At 70.8% G+C, this 16522-nt stretch carries 14 protein-coding genes; 7 read left to right on the top strand and 7 right to left on the bottom strand.

Going from position 1 to position 16522, the window contains the following annotated elements; all coding sequences use genetic code 11:
* Positions 1-39: 39 nt before the first annotated feature.
* The 3 genes from OG390_RS18750 to OG390_RS18740 all read right to left on the bottom strand — a co-directional run bounded on the left by OG390_RS18750 (position 40) and on the right by OG390_RS18740 (position 2503).
* Positions 40-279: a heavy-metal-associated domain-containing protein gene (locus OG390_RS18750; protein ID WP_406169365.1), complete on the bottom strand. Its 240-nt coding sequence runs from the start codon at positions 277-279 to the stop codon at positions 40-42.
* Between the two features lie 99 nt (positions 280-378).
* Positions 379-1266, bottom strand: coding sequence for a PrsW family intramembrane metalloprotease (locus OG390_RS18745; RefSeq protein WP_406177731.1), 888 nt, complete (start codon positions 1264-1266; stop codon positions 379-381).
* 547 nt (positions 1267-1813) lie between these two features.
* A complete protein-coding gene (locus OG390_RS18740) occupies positions 1814-2503 on the bottom strand; it encodes a TetR family transcriptional regulator (protein WP_406169363.1) in 690 nt (229 codons plus the stop codon).
* 166 nt (positions 2504-2669) lie between these two features.
* Here OG390_RS18740 and OG390_RS18735 point away from each other — a divergent pair, with 166 nt between their 5' ends.
* Positions 2670-5084 carry an MMPL family transporter gene (locus OG390_RS18735; protein WP_406169361.1) on the top strand — a complete coding sequence of 805 codons (2415 nt, stop codon included), beginning with the start codon at positions 2670-2672 and terminating at the stop codon, positions 5082-5084.
* Positions 5085-5348: 264 nt separating this feature from the next.
* The gene (locus OG390_RS18730; RefSeq protein WP_406169359.1) at positions 5349-6392 is read left to right on the top strand and encodes a zinc-dependent alcohol dehydrogenase family protein; all 1044 of its coding nucleotides are present in this window, start codon (positions 5349-5351) and stop codon (positions 6390-6392) included.
* Here the strand turns inward: OG390_RS18730 and OG390_RS18725 are convergent.
* The 4 genes from OG390_RS18725 to OG390_RS18710 form a co-directional block, all read right to left on the bottom strand.
* Positions 6373-6969 (bottom strand): GNAT family N-acetyltransferase, encoded by a 597-nt coding sequence (locus OG390_RS18725; RefSeq protein WP_406169357.1) that lies wholly within the window; start codon positions 6967-6969, stop codon positions 6373-6375. The genes OG390_RS18730 and OG390_RS18725 overlap by 20 nt on opposite strands.
* A 95-nt stretch (positions 6970-7064) precedes the next feature.
* Positions 7065-7265, bottom strand: a complete 201-nt coding sequence (locus tag OG390_RS18720; protein ID WP_406169356.1) for a helix-turn-helix transcriptional regulator — start codon at positions 7263-7265, stop codon at positions 7065-7067.
* A 429-nt stretch (positions 7266-7694) separates the two neighbouring features.
* The gene (locus OG390_RS18715; protein ID WP_406169354.1) at positions 7695-8696 is read right to left on the bottom strand and encodes a helix-turn-helix domain-containing protein; all 1002 of its coding nucleotides are present in this window, start codon (positions 8694-8696) and stop codon (positions 7695-7697) included.
* Between the two features lie 181 nt (positions 8697-8877).
* Positions 8878-9837, bottom strand: a complete 960-nt coding sequence (locus tag OG390_RS18710; protein ID WP_406169353.1) for a sugar phosphate isomerase/epimerase family protein — start codon at positions 9835-9837, stop codon at positions 8878-8880.
* 122 nt (positions 9838-9959) lie between these two features.
* Between OG390_RS18710 and iolC the strand changes: the two genes are divergently transcribed.
* The 5 genes from iolC to mmsA are packed head-to-tail and all read left to right on the top strand — an operon-like array spanning position 9960 to position 16131.
* Positions 9960-10910 (top strand): 5-dehydro-2-deoxygluconokinase, encoded by a 951-nt coding sequence (gene iolC / locus OG390_RS18705; RefSeq protein ID WP_406169351.1) that lies wholly within the window; start codon positions 9960-9962, stop codon positions 10908-10910.
* Positions 10907-11884, top strand: a complete 978-nt coding sequence (locus OG390_RS18700) for a deoxyribose-phosphate aldolase (RefSeq protein WP_406169349.1) — start codon at positions 10907-10909, stop codon at positions 11882-11884. The genes iolC and OG390_RS18700 overlap by 4 nt, the downstream gene beginning before the upstream one ends.
* Positions 11885-11891: 7 nt before the next feature.
* Positions 11892-12725 (top strand): 5-deoxy-glucuronate isomerase, encoded by an 834-nt coding sequence (gene iolB / locus OG390_RS18695; protein ID WP_406169347.1) that lies wholly within the window; start codon positions 11892-11894, stop codon positions 12723-12725.
* Positions 12722-14605, top strand: coding sequence for a 3D-(3,5/4)-trihydroxycyclohexane-1,2-dione acylhydrolase (decyclizing) (iolD, locus tag OG390_RS18690; RefSeq protein ID WP_406169345.1), 1884 nt, complete (start codon positions 12722-12724; stop codon positions 14603-14605). Before iolB ends, iolD begins: the two co-directional genes overlap by 4 nt.
* 14 nt (positions 14606-14619) lie before the next feature.
* The gene (gene mmsA, locus OG390_RS18685; protein ID WP_406169343.1) at positions 14620-16131 is read left to right on the top strand and encodes a CoA-acylating methylmalonate-semialdehyde dehydrogenase; all 1512 of its coding nucleotides are present in this window, start codon (positions 14620-14622) and stop codon (positions 16129-16131) included.
* Positions 16132-16522: the final 391 nt, after the last annotated feature.

The raw sequence follows: 16522 nt of genomic DNA, 5'->3' as shown, positions 1-16522 counted from the left end.
GTACGGCCCGGTGTGGCGGAGAGGGTTCGTGAGGGCTGTTCAGACCTGGCCGACGAGCTCGAAGCCCGCCTCGTCCACCGCGGCGCGGACCGTGGCCTCGTCGAGCAGGGCGTCGGAGACGACGGTGACCTCGCCCGTCGAGGCCACGGCCTTCACCGAGCTGACGCCGGCGATCTCGCCGATCTCGCTGCTGACCGAGCCTTCACAGTGCCCGCAGCTCATCCCGCTCACCTTGTAGACGGCGGTGACGGAACCCGGGGTTTCGGTCTGGGCGGTCATGTCATTGCTCCTCAATGAGGCGTGTGGCGTGTGCCGAAGGTGTGGGGAAGGGGCCTCTGGGGTCCCAGGTTTCCCCCCGATGCTCACCACACTATACCCCTAGGGGGTATTTCTCCAAGAGGACTCGCGGCGTGCCAGCGAGTGCAGCCAGACGATCCCCGCGAGTGAGACGAGGACCAGGCCGCCGACCGAGAACAGCGAGAAGAGATGTTTCTGCTCGTCGGTGGGCTGCGGCAGATAGCCCTGCCCGAAGAGTGCCCTGTCGAGCCCCGTGCCGGTCAGCCGGGCCACCAGCCACAGCGCGATGCCGTGCGTCGAGTCCCACAGGGCGTGCAACAGGGAGGCGCCGAGGTAGGTGCCGAGCACCGCAGAGGTGAACTCGAAGCGCCCGTTCGGGCGGCGGTACGCCAGCAGCGCCGCACCCGCGATCGCGGTCCACAGGCCGTGCCCGAACGGGGCGAGCACTCCGCGCAGGATCTCGGTCTCCAGGAGTTCCCGCAGATCCACGCCCCGCAGCGAGACGGCGGCATTGAACGCGTAGCCCGCGCTCTCCATGGCCGCGAAGCCGAACCCGACGGTCGCGCCGAGCACCAGTCCGGCGCGCGATCCGCGGATGCGGATCTGCCGGCGCAGCACGAACATCAGCGCGGCGAGCTTCACCGCCTCCTCGATCAGCCCGACGCCGACGTACATCCCCAGGGAGGGGTGGAGGAGGTGGGACTCCATCACCGACGCGCCGAGCGCGCCGAGGGTGCCGCCGGTCAGGAAGCAGCCGAGGATGAGGTGCGCGCCCAGGTCGCGGCCGTGCCGCTCGTACGCCCAGAGCGCGAAGGTGACGGGGACCAGAAAGCTGCCGAGCAGGATGAGGGTCGGCAGCAGCGTGGTGCTCTTCGTCGCGTACGTGACCACCGCGGTCAGCGCCCAGAGCGCCAGCCCGATCCCCAGGCAGCGCCTCCAGAGTCCGGCGCGGATCCGGGGGTGCGACATCGGGGGCTGCTGGGGTCCGGGAATACGGGCCCGGGGTGCACCGGGCTGCTGATTCTGGGTCACGGCTCATCCCTCGGGCTCGGACGGGTTGATTCGACGCAGCTGAAGGTGAATCGGCAACGGCGAATCGATACACGCGCATCGATTTGTCCGAACCTTATGGGAAATGCACCTTATGTCGCAGGCTGGGGCGCTCATCCTCGTCATGTCCGTCGTGGTGCTCGCCCCACTGTCGGCGTACGGGACCAGCCGCCGACTGCACGTGCCACTGGTCGTCTTCGGGATCCTGTCCGGGATCCTGGCCGGCCACGACGTATTGGGCCGGGCCGGTGAGAGGGCCGCTCATCGACGGGCTTCCGGCCTCGGCCCCGCGAGACTCGGTGTGGTGAGCGGGAGGCCGCGGCGGCCCTGGATGTCGCGCGTCATCGCTCGCACGACCCTGTGCGGCGACGGGTCGGTTCGCGGTGCGACTCGTCGTCCTCCTGGTGCACGGCCTTCCGCTGCACGCCCTCGACGCGCGTGATCTCCTGGCGCGACCGGTGCGCCCTCACCGGTCCGCTGCGGCCGCCGGTGCGGTGAGGTTCGTCCGGGTGGCCGGCTGGTCGCCGATCATCGGCGCGAGGTAGCGGAACAGGATGTTCTTCAACTCCCGGACGTACGCCTCGCGCTCGGCTCCTTCGTGGGCGAGGACCAGCTCCAGGCCGGCCTTGTACATGCCCAGGCAGACATGCGCGGTGCGGGTGACCTCGGCGGCGGGGGTGGTGGGCAGGAGTGAGGAGAGCAGTGCCTCGATCCGGGAGACCAGGGTCACGTGCAGGGCGTCGTGTTCCTCGGCGATCCGGCCGGGGATGTCCGGACCGTGCATCAGCGCGAAGAACACGGGGTGGTCGCAGTTGAAGGCGATGAAGCGGTCGACGGCGGCGCCGACGGCCTCCTCCAGCGGGGTGGTGGGGTCGACCGGGGCGAGTGCCTCGCCGTACGTCGCGCGCATCTCGTGGATGAGCCGGTCGCCCAGCTCGATCGCGATGGCCTCTTTGTTCGGGAAGAACTGGTACAGCGTGCCCGGGGAGACGCCTGCCTCACGGGCGATGGCGTTCGTGCCGGCGGCGGTGTAGCCGGTCGTGCAGAAGACCGAGGCGGCGGCCTCCAGCAACTGGGCGATACGGCGCTCGCCGCGGGCTTGCCGACGGCGGGGCCGTTCGTCGGCGGCCTGCTCCTTCTCGGGCATCTCGGGCATGAGTTATCCCCAGCTCTCCGAACGAGTTTGACAAACGCGAGCGGGCGCTCGCATTCTGGTGAAACGCGAGCGATCTCTCGCGTTTGCCAGTCTATGGCAAGAGGCGACCCATGCTGCCTGAACGGATGGGCGGGGCGCAGGGTCACGGTGAAGGGGACACCGCACGATGACCGACGTCAGCAGTGCAGGCCACGGCCCTGAGCGGGGCGGGGGCGACGACCGCGGGAAGGGCTCGGTCGGCGGTCACGGGAGCGGGACGGGCGATGGCTCCCGGAGCAGTTCCGACGATGGCCGCGGGAGCGGTGCGGGCGGCGGATCGCGGACGGGGGACGCGCGGGTGGGCGGCTGGACCCGTCTCGTGACGGCGCGGCCCCGGCTTTCCCTGCTCGTCGCGCTGCTGCTCACCGCGCTCGCCGTGGTCGCCGGCAGTGGCGTCGCCGACCGGCTGGGCAGCGGCGGCTGGCAGGACCCGACTGCCGAGTCCACCTATGCGACCAAGGCGCTGGAGCGGGAGTTCCCCGCCTCGCAGCCCAATCTGCTGCTCCTCGTCGACTCGGGAAGCGCCTCGGTCGACGATCCCTCGATCGCCGCCGAGGCGAATCGGCTCGCGGCGCGGCTCGCCGGCGAGCGGGGCGTCACGGGCGTCGGTTCGTACTGGCAGTCCGGCTCACCGGCACTGAAGGCGAAGGACGGGTACGAGGCGCTCGTCACCGCGCGGCTGACGGGTGACGAGAAGACCGCCGGCGAGACCCTCGACCGCCTCGCGTCCTCCTACCGGGGGGCGCACGGCCCGGTCGAAGTCAAGCTTGGCGGACCGGTCGCCGTGCAGCACGAGATGCAGACCACCATCCGCGAGGACCTGACCCGGGCCGAGCTGATCGCCCTGCCGGTGACCCTGGTGCTGCTGGTGATGGTCTTCGGCAGCGCGATCGCGGCTCTGCTGCCCCTCGTGGTGGGCATCATCGCGATCCTGGGCACGAACGCGGTGCTGCGCGGCCTCACCGAGTTCACCGACGTCTCCGTCTTCGCGATGAACCTCACCACGGCCCTGGGACTCGGCCTCGCCATCGACTACGCGCTGTTCATCGTCCGCAGGTTCCGTGAGGAACTCGCCGCGGGCGCCGAGCCGTTGACCGCCGTGGGCACCACACTGCGCACCGCCGGGCGTACGGTCCTCTTCTCGTCCCTCACGGTCGCCGTGTCGCTCGCCGCCATGCTGCTCTTCCCGCAGTACTTCCTCCGCTCCTTCGCGTATGCGGGCATCGCCGTGGTGCTGCTGGCCGCGGCCGCCGCGCTGATCCTGCTCCCGGCGGCGCTGGTGCTGCTCGGGGACCGGGTGAACTCACTCGACCTGCGGCGCATGTTCCGGCGCGGCAAGCCGGCTGCGACCGGCGGAGGAGCCGCCTGGGGACGCATGGCCTCCCTCGTCATGCGCCGAGCGCCGATCTTCGCGGTGGCCACCACGGTCGGCCTGGTCATCCTGGGACTGCCCTTCCTGGGCGTGAAGTTCGGCACCGCGGACGACCGCCAGCTGCCCTCCGGCGCCGAGTCGCATGTGGTCCAGCAGCACATCCGGGACGGCTTCCCGGGCAACCCGGGCGGCAGCCTGGAAGTACTCGCCGAGGGGCAGGCCACCGAGACGCAGTACGCGCGGTACAAGGACCGGATCGCCGCGCTGCCCGAGGTACTGCGGGTGGACGGACCTCTGGTGAAGGGCGACTCGGCGTACTTCACGGTGCTGCCGAAGGGCGAGGCCGTCGGCGACGGGGCTCAGCGCCTGGTGGGCGCACTCCGCGCGACACACGCCCCGTTCGGCACCTCGGTGACCGGCACGGCCGCCGTCCTGGTCGACTCCAAGCACGCGATAGCAGACCGGCTTCCCTGGGCGGCGGCGTTCATCGCGATCGTCACCCTCCTCCTGGTGTTCCTCCTGACCGGCAGCGTGCTGATCCCGATCCAGGCGGTGCTGCTCAACGCGCTCAGCCTGACGGCGATGTTCGGGGCCGTGGTCTGGGTCTTCCAGGACGGCCATCTGTCCGGCCTGCTGGGCTTCACCAGCCCGGGTTCGATCGAGACGACCCTCCCGGTCCTCATGTTCTGCGTCGCGTTCGGCCTCTCCATGGACTACGGCGTCTTCCTCCTCTCCCGAATAAAGGAGGAGTACGACCACACCGGCGACCACCGGGAGGCGGTCCGCTTCGGTCTGCAGCGCACCGGCGGGCTGATCACCGCGGCGGCGGTCATCCTCGCGGTGGTGATGGTCGCGATCGGCACCTCGCGAGTGACCAACACCAAGATGCTCGGCCTGGGCATCGCGCTCGCCGTGCTGATGGACGCGATGGTCGTGCGTAGCCTGCTGGTTCCGGCGGTCATGCGCCTCACGGGCCGCGCGACCTGGTGGGCGCCGGGGCCGCTGCGGCGATTCCACGACCGGTTCGGACTCAGCGAGGGGGAGGAGGCCCCGGCGGCCGACGCCCGGGAAGCGTCGGAGGAAGGTGACCAGGGCCGGGATCAGGACCGGGATCAGGATCAGGATCAGGACAAGGGCCGGGACCGGGACAAGGCCGAGGCTCGCGGCTAGTACCGCGTCAGCCAAGGTTCGCCCCGTCGCGACGTCCGGCACGCTCCCCCACTGCCTCAAGGGCGTGGGAGGTGCCCCCACTCGCCGCACCGGCCGAAAGCCCAAGTACGTCCAGTACGAGGACTTCCGGCCGGCACTCCCCCAGCCTTCGGCCGGGGGGACCCCCAGAGCACGCACCGGACGCCGCTCCTTGACGGGCAAACCCTGGCTGACGCGGCACTAGCGTTCATCCCGAAGGTGATCTCCGGGCGGAGGGCGAAACGGATGCGGGCAGTGGTGTTCGAGCGGTACGGGGAGCCGGCCGAAGTGCGTGAGGTGGCGGACCCGACTCCCGCGGAGCACGGGGTCGTGGTGCGGGTCGAGGCCACCGGGCTGTGCCGCAGCGACTGGCACGGCTGGATGGGGCATGATCCGGACATCACGCTGCCGCATGTGCCGGGGCACGAACTCGCCGGGGTCGTCGAGGCGGTGGGCGCCCGGGTGACCGGCTGGCACCCCGTGGACCGGGTCACCGTCCCCTTCGTCTGCGCCTGCGGAAGCTGTCCCTCGTGTGCGGCGGGCGACCAGCAGGTGTGCGAACGGCAGACCCAGCCGGGGTTCACGCACTGGGGCTCCTTCGCGCAGTACGTGGCACTCGACCACGCCGATGTGAACGTGGTCGCGGTGCCGGACGAGCTGTCCTTCGCGACCGCGGCCTCACTGGGCTGCCGGTTCGCCACGGCGTTCCGCGCGGTGGTCGCGCAGGGGCGGGTGGCCGCGGGGGAGTGGGTCGCGGTGCACGGCTGCGGAGGCGTGGGCCTGTCGGCGGTGATGATCGCGGCGGCGTCGGGGGCGAGGGTCGTGGCCGTCGATGTGTCGCCTGTGGCGCTCGACCTGGCCCGGAAGTTCGGGGCGGCGGAGTGCGTGGACGCCTCCCGTGTCGGGGACACGGCGGCGGCGGTGCGCGAACTGACGGGCGGCGGCGCCCACATGTCGCTGGACGCCCTCGGCTCCCCGGTCACCTGCGCGGCCTCGGTGAACGGCCTGCGCCGCCGGGGCCGCCATGTCCAGGTGGGCCTGCTGCCCTCGCCCACGGGTTCCACCCCGGTCCCGATGGCCCGCGTGATCGGTCTCGAACTCGAACTGCTGGGCAGCCACGGAATGGCGGCGCACTCCTACCCGGGGATGCTGGAGCTGGTCCGGGCGGGAGTGCTGCGGCCCGACCTCCTCGTGACGTCCACCATCCCGCTGGACGCGGTGCCCGCCGCGCTGGCGGCGCTGGGGACGGCGGCGGGGTCGGGGGTGACGGTCATCGAACCGTGGAGCTGACTCCCGTCTCCGGGTGCCCTCCGTGTGCGGCCCACTCGTGGGCGAGGATCGACATGATCGTCTCGTCTACCCAGACGCCGTCCCGCATCTCGGTCTGGCGCCGCACGCCCTCCTCGACGAAGCCGACCTTGTCGTAGACGTGGCGGGCCCGGTGGTTGTAGCTGTACAGGCACAACTCGACCCGGTGCAGGCCCAGTTGCTCGAATCCGTGACCGACGATGAGTCGGGCGGCCTCCGTGCCGAGCCCCCTCCCGCGCCCACGGGAGCCGATCAGCGTACGGAAGGTGCAGCTGCGGCCGGCCGGGTTCCACTCGTAGAGGACGACCTCACCGACGAGTTCACCGGTCGCGCGGTCGGTCACGGCGAGGTCCAGCCGGTCGGTCTGCGCGCTGCGGGACCCGTACCAGGAACGCAGCCGTTCCAGAGTGAGTTCGTTCGACGGCTCGCCGGTGAAGCGGATGACCTCGGGGTCCTCGATGATCTCCGCGATACCGCGGGCGTCGTCCTCGGTGAAGGGCCGCAGGACGGTCCTGTCTCCCGTGAGAAAGGGCTTGAGGGAGAAGTCGGCGAGGCTCATCTTCGGATCTTCCGCAACCGGCGAGCGTAGGGGCAAATGAATTAGGGCTGTGCCCCGCACGGCTCGGGCGGGGCACAGAGCCCGGCGGGCGCAGGTCAGTCGTCTCTGCGGCCACGGGTTCCCGGGCGGGAGGCGACCCAGGCCCGGACGGTATCCGCGTACCAGTAGGGCTTTCCGCCCTCCACATGGTCGGGCGAGGGGAGCAGCCCGTGCTTGCGATAGGACCGCACCGTGTCCGGCTGCACCTTGATGTGCGCGGCGATCTCCTTGTACGACCAGAGCCTACGGTCGGTCATGGCGGCACCTCCCTGCGCGCACCGCGGCGGCGGCCGGGGGCGGCCGTCGGGGGAGCCGGGCGCTGCGCTGGCGATCACAAAGCCTGTGCCCCGTGAACGACACAGCCTGAGCACAGGGCAGCCCCTGTAGATGGGGTGTGACCCAAGACCCGCGTACACGCGACATGTGTGACAGAAGAGGGTTCTTTGTGACACGAGTGATGCATTGCGGGTCAAGTGCTGCCGCTGCCGCTGCCGCTGCCGCCGTCGCTGTGGCGTGCCCCGCCGTACGGGCACGCCGACCGCACCGCCGTGCGGGCAGGCCGAGGTGGGCCGGACCCTTCCCCAAGCTCTCAACTACGTTCGAGCAGGGGATACCCCTATCGCCGGGCCCGGCCCACCGGCTCCCCGCATTCCCCGGGTCCGTGGCCGGAAGACCCCAGCGTGCAGTCAACGCGTCTCACCGGTCTTGGAAAAAATCGCATTCCGATCGATCGCGTTCCGGTCAGGAGCGAGCACAAGGCTCGTCGCCTCCCCCGCCATCCGATCGTCCCCCGGCGGACCGGGGCGAACCGGCGGAGCCCCCCGCGCCGCCGTGAACTCGCGCGGCGTGCACTCGGTCATCGCCTTGAACTCCCCACTGAGGTGCGCCTGGTCGTAGAACCCGCACGTCGCCGCCGTCTCGGCCTGTGACCGCCCCGCCGCGAGCAGCCGCCGTGCCCGCTGCAACCGCAGCACCCGCGCCGCCGCCTTCGGCCCGAGCCCGATCTGCTCCCGGAAACGGTTCTCCAACTGCCGTACGCTCCAGCCGACCTCGTCGGCGAGCCGGGGCACCGGTATCGCGCCCCAGGTGCGCTGGAGGTGCCCCCAGGCCCGCACCACCCGCGCCGAACTCGGAGTCCCCGCTTCGGTCCAGCGTGCGAACACGTCGTCGAGCAGCCCGAACCGCTCGGCCCAGCCGGGCAACGCGGCCAGTGCCGCTGAGAGTTCACCGATGCTGCCCCGGCGGCGCCGGCTCGAACGCGCGCCCAGTGGATGGGGCAGTTCGTCGGGATCGACCGTCCGGTCGGCGAGTTCGTACTGCGGCGTGCCGAAGAGGGTGAACGCGGCCCACGGCGCGAGCAGCACCTCGATGCCGGCGAGCCGTCCGCCGTGCTCGCCGACGGCCGCCGTGGTCGTCGGCCCGGAGAACACCGACACGAGGGTGGCGGGCGGCCGCCCCGCGCGGGAGATGCGCAGCGGCTGTTCGAAGCCCAGCAGAAGCGTCGCCGCGCCGATCGGTGCCTCCAGCCTGCGCCGCGGCCCGTCGAGGGCGAGCCGGATCCCGCGGTAGCCGATCACCCCGGGCCGCAGCCGCGGATGGGGCAGCGCGACCACATTCTCCCAGGCGCCGCCCGGCCCGTTCCCCGCACGCGAGACGATCCCGTCCCGCGCCCGTTGCCCTGTCGCCATCCGGTACGTCCCTCCGGCCGCCGCCCGCACTGGACCCTGTGGTGGGAAAGCCCATGGTGCAACGGGCACAGGAGGACCGGAAGGCCCGCCGGGCCCCGGGCTCCCGCCGGGCCCCACCACCGCGGCGCACCCGCCCGCGGGACTCCGAAACGGCTTGCGTCCCGCAGGACCTCGAAGCCGTTCAGGCCCCGCAGGACCTCAGGAACGACCGGGTCCGGCGCGCGATCGGCAGCGGCTTGTCCGGCGGGCAGGGGTACATGTCCTGCTCGACGATCGCGAAGAGGTCGACGCCGAGCCGCTGCGCGGCGGCGAGGACGGGCTCCAGTGCCGGTACGCCGGACGGCGGTTCGCACATCACGCCACGGGCCACGGCGGGCCCGAACGGCACCTCGCCCGCACGGACCTCGGCCAGGATCAGCGGGTCCACCTGCTTGAGGTGGAGGTAGCCGATGCGCTCGCCGTACGTCTCGATGAGCTTGACGCTGTCGCCGCCGCAGTACGCGTAGTGACCCGTGTCGAGGCACAGCGACACGAGCGAGGAATCGGTCGCGTCGAGGAAACGCGTGACGTTCTCCTCGCTGTCGATATGTGTGTCCGCGTGCGGGTGGACGACGATCCGCAGCCCGTAACGCTCGTGCACCTCGTGGGCGAGCCGCTCGGTCTGGGCGGTCAGATTGCGCCACTGCGTCGGCGTCAGTGTGCTGTTCTCCAACACCTCACCGGTCTTGTCGTCCCGCCAGAAGGCCGGGATGACGACGAGGTGCTCGGCACCCATCGCCTGGGTGAGCGCCGCGATGTCCGAGACGTGCGCCCAGGTGGACTCCCACACCGCCGGACCCCGGTGCAGCCCGGTGAACACCGTGCCGGCCGAGACCGTGAGCCCGCGCCGCGCGGTCTCCTCCTTGAGGACGGCCGGATCGGTGGGCAGATAGCCGTACGGACCCAGCTCGATCCACTCGTACCCGGACGCGGAGACCTCGTCGAGGAAGCGCTGCCAGGGAACCTGCTGGGGGTCGTCGGGGAACCAGACGCCCCAGGAGTCGGGAGCCGAACCGATCCGGATGCGGGACAGTGAGGACGGAGACGACGGCTTCGGCGACGGTGACGACTGAGGCGATGACTGCGGTGGCAACGACGTCATGGGCGTCAGCTTCCGGCGACCCCGGAGAGGTGTCAAGGCCTGGTCCGGATGTCCGGACAAAACATTGACAGGGCTCCCCGCGCGGGAATACACCTGGGGGCAGCCGACGTGAAGGGAACTCGATGGCGTACGACCTGATCACCATGGGGCGGATCGGCGTGGACCTCTATCCGTTGCAGACGGGGGTTCCGCTGGCCCAGGTGACGTCCTTCGGGAAGTTCCTCGGCGGCTCGGCTACGAACGTCGCGGTGGCCGCTGCCCGGCTCGGACGGCGCACCGCGGTGATCACTCGGACGGGTGAGGACCCCTTCGGCACCTACCTCCACGAGGCGCTGCGCGACTTCGGCGTGGACGACCGCTGGGTCACTCCGGTCCCCGGCCTGCCGACCCCCGTCACCTTCTGCGAGATCTTCCCGCCGGACGACTTCCCGCTGTACTTCTACCGTCGGCCCAAGGCCCCCGACCTGGAGATCGACGCGCACGACCTCGACCTGGACGCCGTCCGCGACGCCCGCGTCTTGTGGATGACGGGCACGGGTCTGAGCGAGGAGCCCAGCCGCACGGCGACCCTCGCGGCGCTGGCCCACCGTGCCAAGTCCGGTACGACGGTCTTCGACCTCGACTGGCGGCCCATGTTCTGGAAGGACACGGCCTCCGCCCGGCCCTTCTATGCCGAGGCCCTGCGGCACACCACCGTGGCCGTCGGCAACGTGGACGAGGTGGAGATCGCCACGGGCGAGCGGGAACCGCACGCGGCCGCCCGCGCCCTGCTGGCGGCCGGCGTGGAACTCGCGGTCGTCAAGCAGGGCCCCAAGGGCGTCCTCGCCGTCCACCGCGACGGCACCTCCGCCGAGGTCCCGCCCCTCCCGGTGACGGTCCTCAACGGCCTCGGCGCCGGTGACGCCTTCGGCGGCTCCCTGTGCCACGGCCTGCTCGCGGACTGGGACCTGGAGCGCGTCATGCGGCACGCGAACGCCGCCGGCGCCATCGTCGCGTCCCGTCTGGAGTGCTCCTCCGCGATGCCGACACCCGAAGAGGTCGAGGACGCGCTCATGGCGGGAGCGGTGCGGTGAGGGCGGGGCATGTCGGGGGAGCGCGGCACGAACAAGGGGGAGACGCGCCCGCGGGTGCCCCCGTCGCGTACGAACGGCTCCGCTCCTCGCACCGGCGTGTCGATGTCGCCGACCTCGTCCGCACCCGCACCCATCACCCCGAGGCGATCGCCGAGGCCGCCGCCAGCCGTCCCCGCCGCCCCCTCGTCAACGACTCGGGCCGGCTGATGATCATCGCCGCGGACCACCCGGCCCGCGGCGCCCTGGCCGTCGGCGACCGCATGTTCGCCATGGCCGGCCGCGCCGACCTCCTCGAACGGCTCTGCCTCGCCCTGTCCCGTCCCGGGGTCGACGGCGTGCTCGCCACCGCCGACATCCTCGACGACCTGTTGCTGCTCGGCGCCCTCGACGGCAAGGTGGTCATCGGGTCGATGAACCGGGGCGGACTCGCGGGCGCCTCCTTCGAGCTGGACGACCGTTTCACCGGGTACCGCCCGCGGGACATCGAGCGGCTCGGCTTCGACGCGGGCAAGCTGCTGCTGCGCATCGACTACGACGACCCGGGCTCGCTGCGCACCCTGGAAGCCACCGCCCGGGTCATCGACGCGATGGCGGAGCGCCGACTCCCGGTCTTCGTCGAGCCGTTCCTGTGCCGCCGCCGTGACGACGGGACGCTGCGCAACGACCTGAGCGCCGAGGCCGTCACCAAGTCCCTCGCCATCGCCAGCGGCCTGGGCGGCAGTTCGGCGTACACCTGGCTGAAGGTCCCCGTCACCGAGAACCCCGACGACATGGCCCGGGTCATGGAGACCTCCACCCTGCCCGCCGTCCTCCTCGGCGGCGACGTCGCGGAGGACCAGGAGGGCGCGTACGAGAAGTGGCGCGGCGCGCTGCAATTGCCCACCGTCCAGGGCCTGGTGGTCGGCCGTTCGCTGCTCTACCCGGCGGACGGCGATGTGGCCGCGGCCGTGGACACCGCCGTAGGACTCCTGTGAGGGCCGCATGAGCAACGAGCTGTACGTCCCCAAGGGCACCACCGCCGACGCGAACTACGCGCTCGACATCGACCCCAAGCGGGCCGGCTGGACCCACAGCAGCCTGCGGATCGTGGAGCTGGGATCCGGGGGTACGCACACCTTCACCACCGGTGACAGCGAGTGGATCGTCCTTCCCCTCAACGGCGGTTGCACCGTGCAGGTGGAGGACAACGAAGAGTTCCAACTCCTGGGCAGACAGAGCGTGTTCGCCGGAGTCTCCGACTTCGCGTACGTGCCCCGTGACGCCCGGGCCCAGATCGCCTCCGGCGCGGGAGGCCGCTTCGCCCTGGCAGGAGCGAAGTGCGAGCGCCGACTCCCCGCCCGCTACGGCTCCGCGCCGGAGGTTCCCGTCGAAGACCGCGGCAGCGGCAACTGCGCCCGCAAGGTGCGCAATTTCGCCTCCGCCGACGCCTTCGACTGCGACAAGCTCATCGCCGTCGAGGTCATCACGCCCGGCGGCAACTGGTCCTCGTACCCGCCGCACAAGCACGACGAGCACCGGCCGGGTATCGAATCGCAGCTCGAAGAGATCTACTACTTCGAGATCGACGGCCCGAACGGATTCGGCTATCAGCGCGTATTCCCTTCGTACGAGGGCGGATCCGACGTCCTCGCCGAGGTCCGCACCGGCGATGCCGTCCTCGTCCCCGACGGATGGCACGGCCCGTCCATCGCCCAGCCCGGCCACACGATGTACTACCTGAACGTGATGGCCGGACCGGGAGAGGACCGGGAGTGGCGGATCTGTTTCCACCCGGAACATGTAAACAACACGGCAAGCACAGAGGGATACCGATGACCTCAACGACGAGGCTGACGGTCGCACAGGCGCTGGTGCGGTTCCTGGCCGCCCAGTACACGGAACGGGACGACGAGCGGCAGCGGCTGATCGGCGCCACCTGGGGCATCTTCGGCCACGGCAACGTCGCCGGACTGGGGCAGGCGCTCGTCGAGTACGCGGACGAGATGCCGTACCACCAGGGCCGTAACGAGCAGTCCATGGTTCATGCGGCGGTCGGGTACGCACGACAGAGCAACCGGCTGTCGACGCACGCCGTGACCACCTCCATCGGCCCGGGCGCGACCAACCTCGTCACCGGTGCCGCCCTCGCGACGATCAACCACCTCCCGGTGCTGCTGCTGCCCGGCGACGTCTTCGCGACCCGCCCCGCCGACCCGGTGCTCCAGCAGCTCGAAGTCCCGTACGCGGGCGATGTGTCGGTCAACGACTGTCTGCGGCCGGTGTCGAAGTACTTCGACCGGATCACCCGGCCGGAAGCCCTGATCCCGGCCGCGTTGCAGGCCATGCGCGTGCTCGCCGACCCCGTCGAGACAGGCGCGGTCACGCTCGCGCTGCCCCAGGACGTACAGGCGGAGGCGTACGACTGGCCGGAGGAGTTCTTCGCCGAGCGGACCTGGACCGTACGCCGTCCGGCGCCGGACCAGAGTGAGCTGGCCGCCGCCGTACGGGCGATCCGCGACGCCCGCCGCCCCCTGATCGTGGCGGGCGGCGGTGTCCACCACAGCCGCGCCGAGGAGGCACTCGCCGAACTCGCCGCCGCCACCCGCATCCCCGTCGCCTCCACCCAGGCCGGCAAGGGTTCCCTGCGCTGGGACCACCCGCAGGACGTCGGCGGCATCGGGCACACCGGCACGGCGACCGCCGACGAGCTCGCCCGCACCGCCGACCTGGTGATCGGCGTCGGCACCCGTTACACCGACTTCACCACGGCCTCCGGCACCCTCTTCACCGCCTCGGGCGTCCGCTTCCTGAACCTCAACATCGCGCCCCACGACGGCCACAAGCTCTCCGGGCAGACGCTGATCGCGGACGCGCGCGTGGGACTCGAAGAGCTCACCGAGGCGCTGCTGCTGCACAAGCACCGCGCCGAGCCCGCGTACGTCACCGAGTACACGGACGACAAGGAGCGCTGGGAGTACCGGGTCGACGCGGCGTACGAGGCCGAGGACATCGACATCCGGCCGACCCAGCCGCAGGTCCTCGGCATACTCGACGAGCTGGTCACCGAGGACGACATCCTGATCAACGCGGCCGGTTCGCTCCCCGGCGACCTGCACAAACTGTGGCGGGCGCGGTCGCGGGACCAGTACCACGTCGAGTACGGCTACTCGTGCATGGGCTACGAGATCCCGGCCGCGATCGGCGTACGGATGGCGGCCCCCGGCCGTCCCGTCTGGGCGCTGGTCGGCGACGGCACCTATCTGATGATGCCGACGGAGATCGTCACCGCCGTGCAGGAGGGTGTCGCGATCAAGGTGCTCATCCTGCAGAACCACGGCTACGCCTCGATCGGCGGCCTCTCGGAGTCCGTGGGCGGCGAGCGGTTCGGCACCGCGTACCGCTACCGGTCCGCGGACGGTACGCACACGGGGGCGCCGCTGCCCGTCGATCTCGCCGCCAACGCGGCCAGCCTGGGCATGCGGGTCCTACGCGCGAAGACGGTGCGTGACCTGCGGACTGCGCTGACCGAGGCACGGTCCGCCGACACTCCCACATGTGTCTACGTGGAGACCGAAACGGCAGACACAGTGTCGGGCGCGCCTCCGGCCCAAGCCTGGTGGGATGTACCTGTGGCCGAGACCGCGACCCGATCGTCGGCGGTCAAGGCGCGCGAGGAGTACGACCGGCACGTCGCCGCCCGACGCCGCCATCTGTGAAGGAGTTTTTGGCCATGACGAAGACCGTCAACCACTGGATCGGTGGCAAGCCCGTCGGAAATGCTGCGGGTGCGGCGGGTACGTACGGGCCGGTCACCGACCCGGCGACCGGCGCCGTGACCACGCAGGTCGCCTTCGCGACCGTCGACGAGGTCGACGCCGCGGTCGCCGCCGCGAAGGACGCGTACGCGACCTGGGGCCTGTCCTCGCTGGCCAAGCGGACCACGATCCTCTTCAAGTTCCGGGCACTGCTCGACGCCCACCGCGACGAGATCGCCGAACTGATCACCGCCGAGCACGGCAAGGTGCACTCGGACGCGCTCGGTGAGGTCGCGCGCGGTCTGGAGATCGTCGACCTGGCGTGCGGGATCACCGTGCAGCTCAAGGGCGAGCTGTCGACCGAGGTGGCCTCCCGAGTGGACGTGTCCTCGATCCGGCAGCCGCTCGGGGTCGTCGCCGGCATCACGCCGTTCAACTTTCCGGCCATGGTGCCGATGTGGATGTTCCCGCTCGCCATCGCCTGCGGCAACACCTTCGTCCTGAAGCCGTCGGAGAAGGACCCGTCGGCGTCCCTGAAGATCGCCGAGCTGCTGGCCGAGGCCGGTCTGCCGGACGGCGTCTTCAACGTCGTGCACGGTGACAAGGTGGCCGTCGACCGCCTCCTGGAGCACCCGGACGTGAAGGCGGTGTCCTTCGTGGGCTCGACGCCGATCGCCCGGTACATCCACACCACGGCCGCCGCGAACGGCAAGCGCGTACAGGCCCTCGGCGGCGCGAAGAACCACATGCTGGTCCTCCCGGACGCGGACCTGGACGCGGCGGCGGACGCCGCGGTGTCGGCGGCGTACGGCTCGGCGGGCGAGCGCTGCATGGCCATCTCGGCCGTCGTGGCCGTCGGCTCGATCGGCGACGAGCTGGTGGAGAAGATCCGCGAGCGCGCCGAGAAGATCAAGATCGGCCCCGGCAACGACCCGACCTCCGAGATGGGCCCACTGATCACGGCCGCGCACCGCGACAAGGTGGCGTCGTACGTGAAGGGCGCCGCGGACCAGGGCTCCGAGGTCGTCCTCGACGGCACCGGCTACACGGTCGAGGGCTTCGAGGACGGCCACTGGATCGGCCTGTCGCTCCTTGACCGTGTGCCGGTGACGGCGGACGCGTACAAGGACGAGATCTTCGGCCCGGTGCTGTGCGTGCTGCGCGTCGACACGTACGAGGAGGGCGTGGCGCTGATCAACGCGTCCCCCTTCGGCAACGGCACCGCGATCTTCACCCGGGACGGCGGCGCGGCCCGCCGCTTCCAGCTGGAGATCGAGGCCGGCATGGTCGGCGTGAACGTCCCGATTCCGGTCCCCGTGGGCTACCACTCCTTCGGCGGCTGGAAGGACTCCCTCTTCGGCGACCACCACATCTACGGCAACGACGGCACGCACTTCTACACCCGCGGCAAGGTCGTCACCACCCGCTGGCCGGACCCGTCCGAGGCCCCGACCGGCGTCGACCTGGGCTTCCCGCGCAACCACTGACGTCTTCCACCGGTGCCCCGCCCCGAGGGGCGGGGCACCGGTGTGCCCGGCGAGCCGAGCTGCTCAGGTTCCCCCTCCCCGGCTGTGCTTCTTCTGTGCGGCGGGGCTCTACTGTCCGGTGGGCGTCCGGAGTGCGGACCAATCCTGGCGAATTTTGACGCCTCAACTGCGGTTCTCGTCATGAGGTGATGAAACGGGTGATGCAGGTGGTTGGTCGATATTGCCTTTAAAAGCAAGGTCACAATCTGCTGAGTCTTGGTGATTGCCATACAGGGGTGTCGGAGCCTGGGAAAGTGATGTGACTTGCGTCGCTCCGTTACTGCGGATTCCGTAGGTAAACGGCCATTGACGCAACGGTTTCCGTCAAGGTTCCATCAACGCCGGGAGCGGA

Origin of the sequence: Streptomyces sp. NBC_00996 (assembly GCF_045162675.1) — a bacterium.
In the GTDB taxonomy this organism is placed as follows: Bacteria; Actinomycetota; Actinomycetes; order Streptomycetales; family Streptomycetaceae; genus Streptomyces.
The sequence above is the reverse complement of the archived record's forward strand: the minus strand, read 5'-3'. Positions and strand labels throughout refer to the sequence as shown.